This is a genomic window from Streptomyces sp. NPDC102360, from assembly GCF_044766085.1.
In the GTDB taxonomy this organism is placed as follows: domain Bacteria; phylum Actinomycetota; class Actinomycetes; order Streptomycetales; family Streptomycetaceae; genus Streptomyces.
This window is the reverse complement of sequence record NZ_JBIWLG010000001.1, coordinates 279,641-295,410: the sequence shown is the minus strand read 5'-3', so window position 1 is coordinate 295,410 and position 15,770 is coordinate 279,641. Positions and strand designations below refer to the sequence as shown.

14 protein-coding genes are annotated in these 15,770 nt (G+C 71.9%); 6 read left to right on the top strand and 8 right to left on the bottom strand.

Annotation, left to right across the window (positions count from 1 at the left end; genetic code table 11):
* Positions 1-172: 172 nt before the first annotated feature.
* From ACIRHA_RS01335 to ACIRHA_RS01320, 4 genes are read right to left on the bottom strand one after another with little or no spacing between them, the layout of a single operon-like run.
* A complete protein-coding gene (locus ACIRHA_RS01335; protein WP_403838569.1) occupies positions 173-1,282 on the bottom strand; it encodes an XdhC family protein in 1,110 nt (369 codons plus the stop codon).
* Positions 1,275-3,407, bottom strand: coding sequence for a xanthine dehydrogenase family protein molybdopterin-binding subunit (locus ACIRHA_RS01330; RefSeq protein WP_403838567.1), 2,133 nt, complete (start codon positions 3,405-3,407; stop codon positions 1,275-1,277). The genes ACIRHA_RS01335 and ACIRHA_RS01330 overlap by 8 nt, the downstream gene beginning before the upstream one ends.
* Positions 3,404-4,396: an FAD binding domain-containing protein gene (locus ACIRHA_RS01325; protein ID WP_403838565.1), complete on the bottom strand. Its 993-nt coding sequence runs from the start codon at positions 4,394-4,396 to the stop codon at positions 3,404-3,406. Before ACIRHA_RS01325 ends, ACIRHA_RS01330 begins: the two co-directional genes overlap by 4 nt.
* Positions 4,393-4,980: a 2Fe-2S iron-sulfur cluster-binding protein gene (locus ACIRHA_RS01320; protein WP_403838563.1), complete on the bottom strand. Its 588-nt coding sequence runs from the start codon at positions 4,978-4,980 to the stop codon at positions 4,393-4,395. The genes ACIRHA_RS01325 and ACIRHA_RS01320 overlap by 4 nt, the downstream gene beginning before the upstream one ends.
* Before the next feature lie 213 nt (positions 4,981-5,193).
* Between ACIRHA_RS01320 and ACIRHA_RS01315 the strand changes: the two genes are divergently transcribed.
* The gene (locus ACIRHA_RS01315) at positions 5,194-5,805 is read left to right on the top strand and encodes a TetR/AcrR family transcriptional regulator (RefSeq protein ID WP_403838561.1); all 612 of its coding nucleotides are present in this window, start codon (positions 5,194-5,196) and stop codon (positions 5,803-5,805) included.
* Positions 5,806-5,988: 183 nt separating this feature from the next.
* On the opposite strand, the gene ACIRHA_RS01310 is transcribed toward ACIRHA_RS01315, so the two are convergent.
* Positions 5,989-6,786: a LysR substrate-binding domain-containing protein gene (locus tag ACIRHA_RS01310; RefSeq protein ID WP_403838559.1), complete on the bottom strand. Its 798-nt coding sequence runs from the start codon at positions 6,784-6,786 to the stop codon at positions 5,989-5,991.
* 58 nt (positions 6,787-6,844) lie between these two features.
* Between ACIRHA_RS01310 and ACIRHA_RS01305 the strand changes: the two genes are divergently transcribed.
* Positions 6,845-7,249, top strand: a complete 405-nt coding sequence (locus tag ACIRHA_RS01305; protein ID WP_403838557.1) for a DUF5997 family protein — start codon at positions 6,845-6,847, stop codon at positions 7,247-7,249.
* Between the two features lie 259 nt (positions 7,250-7,508).
* Here the strand turns inward: ACIRHA_RS01305 and ACIRHA_RS01300 are convergent, their stop codons facing one another.
* Complete coding sequence (locus tag ACIRHA_RS01300) at positions 7,509-8,678, bottom strand: MFS transporter (RefSeq protein WP_403838555.1); 1,170 nt, start codon at positions 8,676-8,678, stop codon at positions 7,509-7,511.
* Complete coding sequence (locus ACIRHA_RS01295) at positions 8,675-9,244, bottom strand: helix-turn-helix domain-containing protein (protein WP_403838553.1); 570 nt, start codon at positions 9,242-9,244, stop codon at positions 8,675-8,677. Before ACIRHA_RS01295 ends, ACIRHA_RS01300 begins: the two co-directional genes overlap by 4 nt.
* Here ACIRHA_RS01295 and ACIRHA_RS01290 point away from each other — a divergent pair.
* Positions 9,243-9,764, top strand: coding sequence for a GNAT family N-acetyltransferase (locus ACIRHA_RS01290; protein WP_403838551.1), 522 nt, complete (start codon positions 9,243-9,245; stop codon positions 9,762-9,764). The genes ACIRHA_RS01295 and ACIRHA_RS01290 overlap by 2 nt on opposite strands.
* Positions 9,765-9,782: 18 nt before the next feature.
* On the opposite strand, the gene ACIRHA_RS01285 is transcribed toward ACIRHA_RS01290, so the two are convergent.
* A complete protein-coding gene (locus ACIRHA_RS01285) occupies positions 9,783-10,154 on the bottom strand; it encodes an ANTAR domain-containing protein (RefSeq protein WP_403838549.1) in 372 nt (123 codons plus the stop codon).
* Positions 10,155-10,468: 314 nt separating this feature from the next.
* Here ACIRHA_RS01285 and ACIRHA_RS01280 point away from each other — a divergent pair, with 314 nt between their 5' ends.
* From ACIRHA_RS01280 to ACIRHA_RS01270, 3 genes are all read left to right on the top strand, one after another.
* Positions 10,469-11,428 (top strand): helix-turn-helix transcriptional regulator, encoded by a 960-nt coding sequence (locus ACIRHA_RS01280; RefSeq protein WP_403838547.1) that lies wholly within the window; start codon positions 10,469-10,471, stop codon positions 11,426-11,428.
* A gap of 230 nt (positions 11,429-11,658) precedes the next feature.
* Complete coding sequence (locus ACIRHA_RS01275) at positions 11,659-13,257, top strand: carbohydrate-binding protein (RefSeq protein WP_403838545.1); 1,599 nt, start codon at positions 11,659-11,661, stop codon at positions 13,255-13,257.
* 147 nt (positions 13,258-13,404) lie between these two features.
* Positions 13,405-15,768 carry a phosphoketolase gene (locus tag ACIRHA_RS01270; RefSeq protein WP_403838543.1) on the top strand — a complete coding sequence of 788 codons (2,364 nt, stop codon included), beginning with the start codon at positions 13,405-13,407 and terminating at the stop codon, positions 15,766-15,768.
* Positions 15,769-15,770 lie beyond the last annotated feature (2 nt).

The window sequence follows — 15,770 nt, the reverse complement described above, 5'->3', positions numbered from 1 at the left end:
CGGCCCCGGGGCGGCCCCCCCCGGGCCCCCCCCCCCCCCCCCCCCCCCCCGCCGCCCCCCCCCCCCCGCGCGCCCCCCCCGGCCCCCCCCCCCCCCCCCCCCCCCCGCACCCCGCTCCTCAATCGCCGGAGGGGCTGAGGGTGCCGGACGGGCTCGAGGTGTCGATGGAGGCCTACCGGTGGATCGCTCCCCGCCCCGACCAGAGCGGCACCCCGGTGCCGCCCCGTCGCGCCGCGACGATCTCCGCCCCGATCGACACGGCGGTCTCCTCCGGCGTACGCCCACCGATATCGAGCCCTATCGGGGACCGCAAACGCTCCAACTCGGTCTCGCTCAACCCGACTTCACGCAACTTCGCCATCCGGTCCTCGTGCGTGCGCCGCGACCCCATCGCCCCGACATACGCGACCGGCAGCCGCAACGCCACCTCCAGCAACGGCACATCGAACTTCGCGTCGTGCGTCAGCACACACAGCACGGTGCGCTCATCCGTGGCGGTCGAGCGCAGGTAGCGGTCCGGCCACTCCACGACCACCTCGTCCGCCTCCGGGAACCGCGCGGACGTGGCGAAGACGCCGCGCGCGTCGCACAGCGTGACGTGGAAGCCGAGCAGCTTCCCGACCTTGACCAGCGCACCCGCGAAGTCCACCGCGCCGAACACGATCATCCGCGCGGGCGGCACGCTCGACTCGACGAACAGCGTGACGTCGCCCTCGCAGCGCGCCTTGCTCTCCGGCACCTCGCACAGCCCGGTACGGCCGAGGTCGAGGTAGGCACGAGCCTGTGCCGCGAGCCCCGAGTCGTCGCCCTGCGTGAGGCGCCCCTCGTGCGAGCCGTCGGCGCGGATCATCAACAGGCCACCGGTGGCGGCCAGTTCACCGGGCCCGTCCAGAATCCGGGCGAGCGCCACCGCCTCGCCGCGCGCCGCGACGGCGAGCGCCGAGACCACCGCCTCCCGCGACGGCGAGTCGAGCCGCACCGGTTCGACGTGCACCTCGACCTCGCCGCCGCAGGTCAGACCCACGGCGAACGCGTCGTCGTCGCTGTAGCCGAACCGCTCGCGGACCGGCGTACCGTCCGCGAGCGCCTGGACACACAGTTCGTACACCGCGCCCTCGACGCAGCCGCCGGAGACCGAGCCGATGACCTCGCCCGCCGAATCGACGGCGAGGGCCGCGCCGGGCGGCCGGGGCGCGCTGCCGCTCACCGAGACGACGGTGGCGACAGCGAACTCCCGGCCCTGCGCGGCCCATTCGCTCAGTTGGGCCGCGAGATCAAGCATGGCTGCGCTGCGCCTCCGCCACCAGGACCCGGTCGGGCCTGAGCGGCAGATCGCGGTGGCGCACCCCGGTCGCGTGCCACACGGCGTTGCCGATCGCGGCGGCCGTGCCGACGATGCCGATCTCGCCGACGCCCTTGATGCCGACGGGGTCGTCCGGGTCGCTGTCGTCGACCCAGTGCGCCTCGATGACCGGCACGTCCGCGTTGGCGGCGACGTGGTAACCCGCGAAGTCGGCGCCGACGTGCCCGCCGTCCGCCGCGTCCCGCACGGCCTCCTCGTGCAGGGCCATGGAGATGCCCCACGTCATGCCGCCCACCAACTGGCTGCGCGCGGTCAGCGGGTTGATGATGCGACCCGCGGAGAAGACGCCGAGCAGGCGCCGCACGCGGGCCTCGCCGCTCGCCACGTCCACGGCGACCTCGGCGAACTGCGCACCGTAGGAGTAGCGCTCCTTCTGCGCGAGGGCGCCGACCAGTTCGGTGGTGTCGCTGCGGACCGTGAGGCCCTCGGCCGGAATGGGGGCGGTCGGCGACAGGCGGTCGCGCAGTTCACGGCTGGCCGCCATCACGGCCCAGCCCCAGGAGCGGGTGCCCATCGAACCGCCCGAGAGCCACGCCTGCCCGAAGTCGCTGTCGGCGATCCGCACCCGCACCAGGCCCTGGTCGACGCCGAGTTCGTCGGCGGCGATCTGGGTGAGCGCGGTACGGGCGCCTGTACCGACGTCCGCCGCCGTGATCCGGACCGTGAACGTACCGTCGTGCTCGGCGGTGACGGACGCCGTGGACGGGGCGACACCGGACGGGAAGGAGCAGGCGGCCACGCCCGTGCCAAGGAGCCAGCGGCCCTCGCGCCGCACGCGCGGCCGCGGGTCGCGGCCCTCCCAGCCGAAGCGCCGCGCGCCCTCCTCGTAGCAGCCGAGGAGATTGCGGGAGCTGAAGGGCAGGCCCGAGACCGGGCCGACCTCCGGCTCGTTGCGCACGCGCAGCTCGACCGGGTCCATGCCGAGCTTCTCGGCGAGCTCGTCGAGCGCCGACTCCACGGCGTACGAGCCGGGGGCCTCGCCGGGCGCCCGCACGAACCCCGGGGTCGGCAGGTCCACGGGCACCACACGGTTCACGGAGAGGTGCGCGTCGGACGCGTACATCACGCGGCCGTACCCGGCGCTCGCCTCGACGAACTCGCGGATGTTCGAGGTCAGCGACTGCGCGTCGTGCCCGAACGCGCGAAGCCGTCCGTCGGTGTCGGCGCCGAGGCGTACCCGCTGCGTGGTGGGGCTGCGGTAGGTGGTGAGCGCGAAGACCTGACGTCGCGTCATGGCGAGCCGGACGGGGCGCTGGAGTTCGGTCGCGGCCATCACGGCGGCGATGTGGTGCGACGCCACGAGCTTGCCGCCGAAGGCGCCGCCGACGTGTTCCGAGCGGACGTGCACGGCGGACGGGTCGAGCGAGAAGGTCGCCGCGAGCTGGTCGGCGACCGCCCTGCTGCCCTGGTTGGCGTCGTACACCTCCAGGCGCCCGTCCTCCCAGCGCACGGTCACCGCGTGCGGCTCCATGGCCGTGTGATGCGCCTCGGGGGTGGTGTACCGCTCGTCCACGACGGCGGCGGACGCGGCGAGTTCGGCCTCCAGGTCGCCCTTCGCGGCCTCCGAACCATCGGGGGTGTAGGTGCCGGGCCGGTCGGCCTCGAAGGCGATGTCGTGCGGCTCGACGTCGTACTCGACGACGAGCGCCTCGGCGGCCTCCCTTGCCTGCTCGGGCGTCTCGGCGACGACTAGCGCGACGGGCCAGCCCGCGTGCCTCACCTTGTCGTCCTGGAAGACGTGGAGGATGCCGTCCGGCGGACCCATCAGGGTGAGGTAGTCGGTGTTGATGCGCGGCGCGTTGCCGTGGTGCATGACGGCGAGGACGCCGGGCATGGCGCGCACGGCCTCCTCACCGACCGAACGGACCCGGCCGCGCGCCACGGTGGACAGCACGAGCCAGCCGTGCGCGAGGTCGGTGAACGGGAACTCGCCCGCGTACCGGGCGGCCCCCGTGACCTTCTCGCGGCCCTCGATCCGGCTGCGCCCGACACCCACCGAGTCCGATTTCGTCGTGCCGGCCGCTGTGGTGGTGGTCGTCGTCATCGGGTGGCCTCCGAGGCGAGTTCGGTGAGCAGCGCAACGATCAGATTGCGCATCAGGGGCACCTTGTACGTGCTGTCGGGCAGCGGCTTCGCCGCGGCGAGTTCGGCGTCGGCGGCGGCCGCGAACGTCGCGCCCTCGGCGGGCTGCCCGATCAGCGCCGCCTCGGCGGCACGGGCCCGCCACGGCCGCGAGGCGACCGCGCCGAGCGCGATCCGCGCGTCCCGTACGACGCCGTCCTGTACGTCGACGGCGGCGGCAACTGAGCCGATCGCGAAGGCGTACGAGGCGCGCTCACGGACCTTGCGGTACGTCGAGTTCGCCGCGACGGGCGCGGGCGGCAGGGTGACGGCGGTGATGAGCGCACCGGCCGGAAGCCCGGTCTCCAGGTGCGGGGTGTCACCGACGGGCCGGTAGAAGTCGGCCAGCGCCAACTCGCCCTTGCCCTCGGCGGTTTCGTACTCGACGACGGCGTCGAACGCGGCGAGCGCGACGCCCATGTCGGACGGGTGCACGGCGACGCAGTGCTCGCTCGCGCCGAGGATGGCGTGATTGCGGTGCTCACCCTCGACGGCCGGACAGCCGCTCCCGGGCTCCCGCTTGTTGCACGGCTTGCTGACGTCGGTGAAGTAGCCGCAGCGGGTGCGCTGCAGCAGATTCCCTCCGACGGTGGCCATGTTGCGCAGCTGCCCGGAGGCTCCGGCGAGCACGGCCTGCGCCAACGCCGGGTAACGGAGCCGCACTTCGGGGTGGGCGGCGAGGTCGCTGTTGGTGACGGTGGCACCGATCCGGAGCCCGCCGTCGGCTGTCAACTCAACGCTGTCGAGCGGCAGTTCTCGTACGTCGACGAGGCGCCCGGGGCGCTCCACGCCGATCTTCATCAGGTCGACGAGGTTGGTGCCGCCGCCGAGGAAGCGCGCCTCGGGGTCGGCGCCGAGCACCGCGACCGCGCCCGACACATCGGACGCCCGCTCGTATCCGAACTCCCTCACGCCACGGTCTCCTTCGCGTCGTCGGCGGCGTGCGCGGCGGCGTGGGCGACCGCTTGCACGATCGACACGTACGCGCCGCAGCGGCACAGGTTTCCGCTCATCCGTTCCCTGATCTCCTCCGGGGTCAGCGGCTGCGGGGCGGCCCCGGGCCGCACGTCGCCGGTTGCCGCGGACGGCCAGCCCGCGGCGTGCTCTTCGATGACGGCGATGGCCGAACAGATCTGGCCGGGCGTGCAGTAGCCGCACTGGTAGCCGTCGAGCTCGACGAACGCCTCCTGCACCGGGTGCAGTTCGCCGTCCGGGCCCGCGACGCCCTCGATGGTGGTGATCTCGCGGTCCTCCGCGGCGACCGCGAGCTGCAGACAGGCCACGGTCCTGCGCCCGTCGACGAGCACCGTGCAGGCGCCGCACTGCCCCTGGTCGCAGCCCTTCTTCGTGCCGGTCAGATCGAGCCGCTCGCGCAGGGCGTCGAGCAGGGTGGTGCGGTGGTCCACGGGCAGCGTGTGCTTCTCCCCGTTGATGTTCAAGGTGACGACGCTGGACGTAGCGGACACGGTCGTGCCGCCGATGTCAGCTGGGGGCATGTGTGCAGCCTTCTTTCGCGTGTCTGATGCGTGGAGAATCGGCGCTGTACGCAAGTGGGACGCGGACCGGACATGGGTGCGGTGAGAGCCCGTACCCACTAGGGTGTTGACCCTAACCGGACAGCTGTCCGCTCTACGGGACACGAACGTAGTGGACAACTGTCCGCCCAGCAAGCACTATTCCCCGCCACGGCCGAAGAGAGGAGAAATCGCGTGGGGCACGCGAAGAAGCCGGCCGCGCTGCGCTCGGACGCGCAGCGCAATCGCGACCGCATCCTCGAGGTGGCCCTGGCCGAGCTGACGCGCTCCGCGGACACGCCGCTCAGCGCGATCGCGAAGAAGGCGGGCGTCGGGCAGGGCACGTTCTACCGCAACTTCCCCAGCCGTGAGGCACTCGTCCTCGAGGTGTACCGCTACGAGGTGGAGCAGGTCGCCGACGCGGCCTGCGAGTTGCTGTGCTGCCGGCCGCCGGAGCAGGCCCTGCGCGAGTGGATGGACCGGCTCGCCCAGTACGCGATGGCCAAGGCGGGCCTCGCGGACGCGCTCCGCGAGGCGACGAGCGCGCGCGGCACGATGAAGCAGCTGGCCCACGGCCCCCTGACCCAGGCGGTGACGCATCTCCTGGAGGCGAACGAGAAGGTGGGCACGATCCGCCCCGGGGTCACCCCGGACGACTTCATGCTGGCCATCGCGGGCCTGTGGCTGATCGACCCGCACGGGGCCTGGCAGGAGCGGGCAGGCCGGTTGCTGGACCTGGTGATGGACGGGCTCCGGGCGGGCGCACCGTCGCATTCAGGCCCCCATCCAAGCCCCTGCGGCGATTGAGCAGGCTTTCAAGCCCCTGCGGCGATTGAGCAGCCCTTCCAAGCCCCTGCGACGATTGAGCAGGTTTTTCAAGCCCCTGCGGCGATTGAGCAGGTTTTTAAGCCCCGCCGGCGCTTGAGGCGCGGGGCCCGGGGCGGAGCCCCGCGACCGGAGGACGGTCGACCCCGCACGCGCCCCGGTGACTCAAGAACGCTTGCGCGGCTTGCCCCCCTTGGCGTTCTTCGCCGGCTTATTGGCACTCCGCTTCGACTGCGGCCTACCGTCCTGCCGGATGCGCCCCGGCTTCACATAGGGCTTCTTCCCCGGCGGCAACTGCTTCTTCTCGGACTGCTTCTTCCCGGACTCCGCCTGCGTACGGCCCCGCGTACTGTTCACGGTCCGGCCGCGCACGATGCCGATGAAGTCCTCGACCCGGTCCGTGGTCCGCTCCTCGGGCCAGGCGAGCACCACGCTCGACTCCGGGGCGTCGCTGACCGTGCGGTACGTGAGGTCCCGGCGGTGGTGCAGGCGGGCGAGCGACATCGGGACGACGAGCACACCCACGCCCGCCGCGACCAGCTCGATGGCATCGGCCGTGGTGGCGGGGCGCTCGAAGGCGGGCTGCCCGGGCGGCCGCTCCCAGCCGAGCACGTCGTCGAGCGGATGCTGCACGATCTCGTCGGCGAGGTCGGCGAGGGTGACCTCGTCCGCGGCGGTCACGAGATGATCCTTGGGGACCACGACCACGGTCTTCTCGGTGTAGAGCGGGATCGCGCTGAAGTACTCGCGGTCGACGGGCGGCCGCACCAGACCCGCGTCGGCGTCCCCGCGGCGCAGCACGTCGGCCACCTCGGCCGCGGTCACCTGCACCAGGTCGAGGGGGACGTCGGGCAGGCGCTCACGCCAGATCCGCACCCACTTGGCGGGGGTGGCCCCGGGGACGTAGGCCAGGCGGAAGCCGGGTTCTGCGGGCGGTGCGGGGGTTTCTTGCGTGCCGGTCACGGGCCAAGGTTACCCGCCGTGGTCGGCGGGCCCCGTCGCGCTCGATACCCTTGACCTCATGAGTTCGCACCAGAGCACCCAGACCATGAAGCCCGCGACCGCGGCGAAGAAGCTGGGTGTGTACCTCGAGGCCACGCCCGCCGAGTTCCAGGAGGGCGTCGTCTCGCGCGCCGAGCTGACCGCGATGCAGGCCGAGCCGCCGCAGTGGCTCGTCGACCTGCGTGAGAAGGGCCCGCACCCGCGTCCCGTGGTGGCGCAGAAGCTGGGCGTCTCGATCTCGGGGCTTGCCCGTGGCGGTGTCACGGAGGCGCTGACCACGGAGCAGATCGAGGCGATCAAGTCCGAGAATCCGGAGTGGTTGCAGGCGGAGCGGGCGACGCAGGCGGATGTCCGCAAAGAAAACGTCCGCGTCAAGAAGCTCCACGCGGAGCAGGCGGAGAAGCGGTCGCAGCGCGAATCCTGACCCGGCGGGGTCGCCGCGGCCACCTTTCGCCCTGCGCCCCACCGCACGGGGCTCCGCCCCGGACCCCGCTGGCTCTCGTCGAAAGTGCGGGGCTTAAATTGCCGCGCCGCCTTGGGCAATCCGCCGCCGAAGCCGGCTCCCCGCCCATGGCGGTCGGCCGCCACCGCCTTGGGCAATCTGCCGCCTTGGGCGGCAGGGTGGGCAAGGCGGTGCCACGGTGCCGCGCAGCGAGAACGTCGGGCGCCGACCACGGCACAGGTCAACACCCCCGGCGCAGCGCCAGGCACCCGGCCCCCGCCAGCGACGCACACACCACCCCCGTCGCCGCACCCCAACCCCCCACCGCCACAAGCGGCGCCGCAACACCCGCGCCGAGGGCTCCCGCCAGGAAGTACAAGAGCAGGTAGACCCCGCTGAGGCTGCCACTACGGCTCGGGTCGATGGACATGACGCGCGTCTGGTTGGCGGCCTGCGCCGTGAAGCAGCCCGCGTCGACCAGCGCGAGCCCCACCGCCGTCACCACCGGCCGGTCGAGCCCCGTGCACAGCAGCCCCGCACCGACGACCGCCACCACCATGCTCCCGGCGATCACCACCCGCGGCGAGTACCGGTCCCCCAGCCGCCCGGCCACGGGCAACGCCGCGAACCCGAGCGCCCCGGCCAGGCTGTACAGGCCGATGGACGCCGCGTCGAGACCGTACGGCGGTTGCGCGAGCCGCACCGTGAGCGCGACCCAGACGAGGCTGAAGGCCAGGTACCAGAGGCTGCCGCTCAGCACCGCGAGCCGCAGCGTACGGTGGCTCCGCAGCAGTCCGGGCAGCGCGGCCAGGGTGCCGAGGTACCCACCGCCCGCACCGTCACCCGCACCACCCCCGGGCCGCTCCCCCGGCAACCGCACCCACGCCGCCGCCCCGCACACCACCACCAGCCCCGCGAACACGAGGAGCATGCCCCGCCAGCCGAGCGTGTCCGCGAGCGCCCCGCCGACGAGCCGACTGAGCAGGATCCCGGCCGACATGCCCGCCGCGACGCCGGCGACAGCCCTGCCGCGCCGCTCCCCCGGCACCCCGCGCCCGGCGATCGTCGACGCCATCGCGCTGACGCTCGCCCCCGCGCCCACCATCACGTACCCGAGGAGCAGCAGGCCGAGGCCGGGTGCGCGGGAGGCGAGCAGCAGGCCCGCCGTGAGCAGCGCGAGCTGCCCCGCGACGAGCCGGCGCGGCGCCGCCCGGTCCGCGAGCGGCAGCAGGAAGGCGAAGCCGGCTATGCATCCGCCGAGCGCGGCGGTGGTGACCAGGCCGATGGCGGCGGCGGAGGCGCCGATGTCGCGGCCGACGTCGCCGAGCGCCGGCTGGATCGCGTAGTTATTGGCGAGTGCCAGCCCCGCGGTGCAGGACAGCAGCACCACACCCCCACGCGGCAGCCTCACGGTGCCTCGCCGCGCACGAGCACCACGGCGTAACGGCAGTCCCGCTCCGTGGAGTTGGCGAAGACGCAGGCCGTGGGCGGGCCCAGTTCGACGGTGTCGCCCGGGTCGAGTTCGTGCACCGCGTCGCCCTCGTGGAAGGTCAGATGCCCTTCGAGCACCCAGATGATCTGCCGGTGGAACGCGAACGCCGCGGCCGGGTACGGGACCTCGGCGCCGGCCGGCAGCCGGATCTCGGCCACCTCGGCGGGGAAGGCGGGTCCCGACACCTGCCGCCGTACGTACCCGGTCTCCGGGTCGTGCCACCGCGGCGCCTCCTGCGCACGCCGGACACGTTCGTCCACCGGCTCCGGGTCGATCAGCGTCGCCACGCTCAGCCGGAACGCCGCCGACAGCCTCCCGAGGATCACGGCGCTCGGGCTGCTCTCGCCGCGCTCGATCCGGTGGATCATCGCCCGTGACACCCCGGACTCCTCGGCCAGCTCCGCCAGGGTCCAATGGCGCCGGTCGCGCTCCGCGCGGATCCGGGCGCCGATGCGCTCCACCAGGGGGTCTACGATATTGGACATGGATCCACGATACGAGACGCCGGCCCCGGCGGTGAAGGTCCGCCCGGCCCACGAGGACGACCTGGACGCCGTCCTCGCCATCCGCAACCACGCCATCGAGCACGGCACGGCGCTGTGGACGGACACGCCGCAGTCCCCCGAGGAGGGCGCCGCCTGGCTGGGCACGCATCTTGAGCGCGGTTCGGCCTACGTGGCCGAGCTCGGCGGACAGGTCGTCGGGTTCGGTGTCTACGGGCCCTGGAAGGCGTACTCCGGCTTCCGGCACACCGTCGAGAACTCGGTGTACGTCACCGGGGGCCACCAGGGGGCCGGCATCGGGTCCGCCCTCCTGGCGACGCTCGTCGACTCGGCCACCGCCGCGGGCCTGCACATCATGATCGCCGGGATCGAGTCGGGCAACGCGGCCTCGATCCGCCTGCACGAACGGCACGGCTTCGAGCACGCGGGAACGGTGCGCGAGGTGGGCACCAAGTTCGGCCGCTGGCTCGATCTGACGCTCATGCGGCGGCAGTTGAGCTGACAGCCGCTGCCGCGGCCGTCACTGCTCCGCGGCCTGCTCAGGCGACGACGGGGGCCGCAGCGCCGCATAGCGCTCGATGGCCCGCTGCAGCTCCGCCCGCTCGTCGTCCGGCAGTTCGTCTCCCCGGGCGAACTCCAGGAGGTGCTCTGCCACCAGGTTCAGCTTGACGTTGGTGCGCTGCGACACATCGCGCAGCACGCGCCACGCGTCCTCGGGTGGGATCCGGCCGAGGACGACGACCACACCGATGGCCTGGTCCACGAGGGCGTGCGAGGTCACGGCCTGCTTGAGCTGGGCGACCTCCGTCTGTAGCCGTTCGTGCTCCTTGGCCAGGTCGGTCGCGGACAGCAGGGTGAGCGGCCGCGTGGAGGACAGCATGAAGAAAGCCATGTGGCCACCAGGTGTGGAAGCGGGAGCGGGCAGGGCGTTCACCTTTCGCCTTCCTTTGACTTCGGCGGGAGTGCCGGCGCAGGCACTCTCGACCCTTTGCCGCCACGGTACTTGGACCAGGGAGGGGCCGACATCTTGATGCTCGGGCCTGCCGCACGCAGCTTGCAGTCCTCAGAACGAAGTGTCGGGCGACGGTCATCCGGTAAACGAAGGCCGCGCGCGGCCCGTGACCGCAGGCACGCGCCGTGGCGGGCCGCAGGGCGCCGGTCGTAAGCTGACCGCACCGGGCATATTCAGTAGGGGGCGCGGCGCGCATGGGCACACTGCATTTCGACAGCAGCGACCTCGGGGTCACCGAGGATTTCCTCAGTCGTCACTACGCACGTATGCGCATCGGCAACGGCACACCCGAGTCCAGCCGGGCGCGGATCCGGCGCGAGGCGATGCCAGGCGTGTCCGTCGACGAACTCGACCTCGACTTCGACATGCGCTACGCGGTGACGCCGCTTCAGAAGATCTGTCTGTGCGTCGTCCACGAGGGCACCATCCAGGATCACTCCTTCGGGGACGTCGTCGAGGACGCCTTCGGCCCTGGCGACGTCGTCTCGTTCGCCCCGCCCGAACTGCCCTACGAGGGGCGGATCTGCGGCGCCCGGTACAACATCACCATGCTCGACCCCGGCCTCCTGAGCCAGGTCGCCGCCACCGCACCGGGAGCGGCGCCGGGCCCGGTGCGGCTCACCGGACACCGGCCGGTGTCCGACGCCGCGGCCCTGCACCTGAAGCGGACCATCGTCCACGTCCGCGATCACGTCCTGGCCGACCCCGAGATCGCCTCCGAGCCGCTGGTCACCTCGACCGCCGCCCAGCACCTGGCCGCGAGCGTGCTGGCCGCGTTCCCCAACACCGCGCTCATCAGGCCCACCGGGACGGACCGGCACGACTCGCACTCCGCGACCCTGCGGCGCGCCGTCGCCCATATCGAGGCGAACGCCCAGGATCCGCTCACCGTCGCCGAGATCGCGGCGGCGTCCCATGTCACCGTCCGGGCACTGCAGTACGCGTTCCGGCGGCATCTGGACGCGACGCCGCTGGAGTATCTGCGCCGGGTGCGGCTCGCGCACGCACACGACGAGCTTCGGGACGCCGATCCGGCGGACGCGACGGTGACCGCGATCGCCGCGCGCTGGGGCTTCCACCACTCCGGCCGCTTCGCCGCGCTCTACCGCGCCGCCTACGGACGCACCCCTCTTCGGACGCTGACCGGCACCTGAGCCCCGACGCGACCGGGAATGGGCGGTCTTCCCACCTCTTGATCGTTCATATTCACGAACAACGATCACATACATAGCCGTTGACGCGGGCACGGCGCCAGCTCTACCGTCACGTCGACCGCCCGCAGAAAGGGACGCAGAAAGGGCTTTCCCCGCTGCGATTATGGCGCCTCCGGACGGTCGTGTTCACGGATTCGAACCAGCCACATTCACGCACCTGGAGACGAACGATGAACTCACGAGCCGCGAGACCCCTCGTCACCCTCACCTCCGCCGGGCTCCTGGCCGGCGCCCTCGTCGCCCTGTCCGGCAGCTCCGCCCAGGCCGCGACCGTCCGCTACCAGGCCGAGACCTCCCCCGCCGTGTGCACCGGCGCCGTCGAGACCGAGTGGTCCGGCTACACCGGCTCCGGCTACTGCAACGCCACCAACGCCAGTGGCGCGTACGCCCAGTTGACGGTGGACTCGCCCGCCGCGGGCACCGCGACCCTCACCGTCCGCTACGCGAACGGCACCACGACCTCGCGAGCCACGGACATCGTGGTGAACGGCGCCACCGCCGCCTCCACCACGTTCGCGGGCACCGGGGCGTGGACCACGTGGGCCACCAAGACCGTCACCGTGCAGGTCAAGGCGGGCAGCAACACGATCCGCCTCAACCCGACCGCCTCCGCCGGGCTCCCCAACATCGACTACGTGGATGTCGACACGCCGGCGGGCGACACCACCACCCCGCCCGCGAGCGACGCCCTGTACGTGTCACCGACCGGGACCGACGGCGCGGCGGGCACCGAGTCCGCGCCCACCACACTCACCTCGGCGATCAGCCGCGTCGCCGCGGGCGGCACCATCTATCTGCGCGGCGGCACGTACGCGCAGTCCTCGACGGTCACCATCCCCGAGGGCAAGAACGGCACGGCGTCCGCCCGCACCACGCTCACCGCCTACCCGGGCGAGAAGCCGGTCCTCAACTTCTCGGCGCAGAGCGAGAGTTCGAGCAACCGCGGGCTCGCCCTCAACGCGTCGTACTGGCACATCAAGGGGATCGTCGTGGAGCGCGCCGGGGACAACGGCATCTACGTCGGCGGCAGCGACAACGTCATCGAGCGCACGGTCACCCGCTACAACCGGGACACCGGACTGCAGTTGGGGCGCATCGCTTCCACCACCCCGCAGTCGCAGTGGCCCTCCGACAACCTGATCGTGAGCGCGGAGTCGCACGACAACGCCGACTCGGACGGCGAGGACGCCGACGGCTTCGCCGCGAAGCTGACCACAGGCACCGGGAACGTCTTCCGGTACGCCGTCTCGCACAACAACATCGACGACGGCTGGGATCTCTACACCAAGTCCGACACGGGCCCCATCGGACCGGTGACCATCGAGGACTCCCTCTCGTACAACAACGGCACGCTGAGCGACGGCACCGTGAACGCGAACGGGGACCGCAACGGGTACAAGCTCGGCGGCGAGGACATCAAGGTCAACCACATCGTCAAGCGCAGCATCGCGTACAAGAACGGCAAGCACGGGTTCACGTACAACAGCAACCCGGGCTCCATGACGGTGTCGAACAACCTCAGCATCGACAACCCGCAGCGCAACTTCGCCTGGGACGAAGGCACTTCGGTGTTCCGGAGCAACACCTCGTGCCGGTTCTCGGTCTCCGGGTCGAACGACAAGACCATCGGCGACGCGGACTCCACGAACCAGTTCTGGACCGGCACCAACGGTTCGCGCTGCGCCTCCTACAGTGGCGCGCTCGGCTGGTCGTACGCGGCGGACGGCAAGCTCGTCGTGACCCTCGGCGGCAAGCAGGTGACCCTGTAGCCACACGTCACCCGACTCGCCCCTCGCGTTTGGGGCGGGTCGGCCCGGCGACCCGGCACGATGGCCACAAGGGCTCTTCGTGCGCGGCCGGGGCGGCGGCAGACTGGCGGCGCCGAGTACAACTCTGCCACCACCGATGGAGCTGCCATGGCGAAGGATCTGTCCAAGCACCAGGCCGCCGCGCTCGACGCGCACTGGCGGGCCGCCAACTATCTCGCGGCGGGCCAGATCTACCTCCTCGACAACCCCCTGCTCACCGAGCCGCTCACCCCCGAACACATCAAGCCGCGCCTCCTCGGCCACTGGGGCACCTCCCCGGGCCTCAACCTCGTGCACACCCACCTCAACCGTGTCATCAAGGAGCGCGACCTGGACGCCCTGTGCGTCTGGGGGCCGGGACACGGCGGGCCCGCCGTGCTCGCCAATTCCTGGCTGGAAGGGTCGTACTCGCAGACGTATCCGGATGTCTCGCGGGACGCGGCCGGGATGGGGCGGCTGTTCAAGCAGTTCTCCTTCCCCGGCGGCGTCCCGAGTCACGTCGCGCCCGAGACGCCCGGCTCGATCCACGAGGGCGGCGAACTCGGCTACTCCCTCGCGCACGCCTACGGCGCCGCCCTCGACAACCCGGACCTGCTCGTCGCCTGTGTGATCGGCGACGGCGAGGCGGAGACCGGGCCGCTCGCGACCTCCTGGCACGCGAACAAGTTCCTCGACCCGGCGCACGACGGGGCCGTGCTGCCGATCCTGCATCTCAACGGCTACAAGATCGCCAACCCGACCGTGCTCGCCCGCATCCCCGACGCCGAGCTCGACGAGCTGCTGCGCGGGTACGGGCACGAGCCGCTGCACGTGACCGGCGACGACCCGCTGCGGGTCCACCGCGACCTGGCCCGCACCATGGACCAGGCCCTCGACCGCATCGCCCGTTTCCAGCGCGAGGCCCGCGAGGGGAAGAGGACGGAGCGGCCGCGCTGGCCGATGATCGTGCTGCGCACACCGAAGGGCTGGACCGGCCCGAAGACCGTGGACGACGAGCCCGTCGAGGGCACATGGCGCTCCCACCAGGTGCCACTGCCCGGCGTCCGCGAGAACCCGGACCACCTGCGGCAGTTGGAGGCATGGCTGCGCTCCTACCGCCCGGAGGAACTCTTCGACGCCGAGGGCCGCCCCACCCAGCAGGTCCTCGCGTACGTTCCCGAGGGCACCCGGCGCCTCGGCGCCACGCCGCACGCCAACGGCGGGCTGCTCACCCGCAAGCTGCCGCTCGCCCCGCTGGAGCGCTTCGCCGTGCCCGTCGACAAGCCGGGCACCGCGCTCCATGAGCCCACCCGCGTGCTCGGCGATCTGCTGGCCCAGGTCATGCGGGACACGGCGGACCGCCGCGACTTCCGCATCGTCGGCCCCGACGAGACCGCCTCCAACCGCCTCGATGCCGTCTACGACGCCACCGGCAAGGCGTGGCAGGCGGGCACACTGCCCACCGACGAGCACCTGGCGCACGACGGCCGCGTCATGGAGGTGCTGTCCGAGCACCTGTGCCAGGGCTGGCTGGAGGGCTACAACCTCACGGGCAGGCACGGTCTGTTCTCCTGCTACGAGGCGTTCGTGCACATCGTCGACTCGATGGTCAACCAGCACATCAAGTGGCTGAAGACATCGAGGGAGTTGTCGTGGCGGGCTCCACTGCCCTCTCTCAACTACCTTCTGACGTCGCACGTCTGGCGCCAGGACCACAACGGGTTCTCGCACCAGGACCCCGGCTTCGTCGACCACGTCCTCAACAAGAGCCCCGACGTCGTACGGGTGTACCTGCCGCCGGACGCCAACACACTCCTTTCGGTGGCCGAGCACGTGCTGCACAGCCGCGACTACGTCAACGTCGTGGTGGCCGGAAAGCAGCCGTGCTTCGACTGGCTGTCCCTGGACGAGGCCCGCGCCCACTGCGCGCGCGGCGCCGGGGTGTGGGAGTGGGCGGGCACCGAGGACGGCAGCCGCGAGCCGGATGTCGTCCTGGCCTGCGCGGGAGATGTACCGACGCAGGAAGTCCTCGCCGCGGCGGGCCTGTTGCGCACGCATCTGCCGGAGCTCGCGGTGCGTGTCGTGAACGTCGTCGACATGACGCGGCTCCTGCCGAAGGGCGAACACCCGCACGGCATGCCGGACTTCGAGTACGACGCGCTGTTTACGGCCGACAAGCCGGTGATCTTCGCGTACCACGGCTACCCGTGGCTCATCCACCGCCTCGCGTACCGCCGCACCGGCCATGCCCACCTGCACGTACGCGGCTACAAGGAGTCGGGCACCACGACCACGCCCTTCGACATGGTCGTGCGCAACGACCTGGACCGCTACCGCCTGGTCATGGACGTCATCGACCGGGTGCCGGGGCTCGCCGTGCGGGCCGCGGCGGTGCGCCAGACGATGGCCGACGCCCGCACGCGGCACAGTGCGTGGATCCGCGAGCACGGCACGGACCTTCCGGAGGTCGCGAATTGGTCGTGGACGGGGTGAGG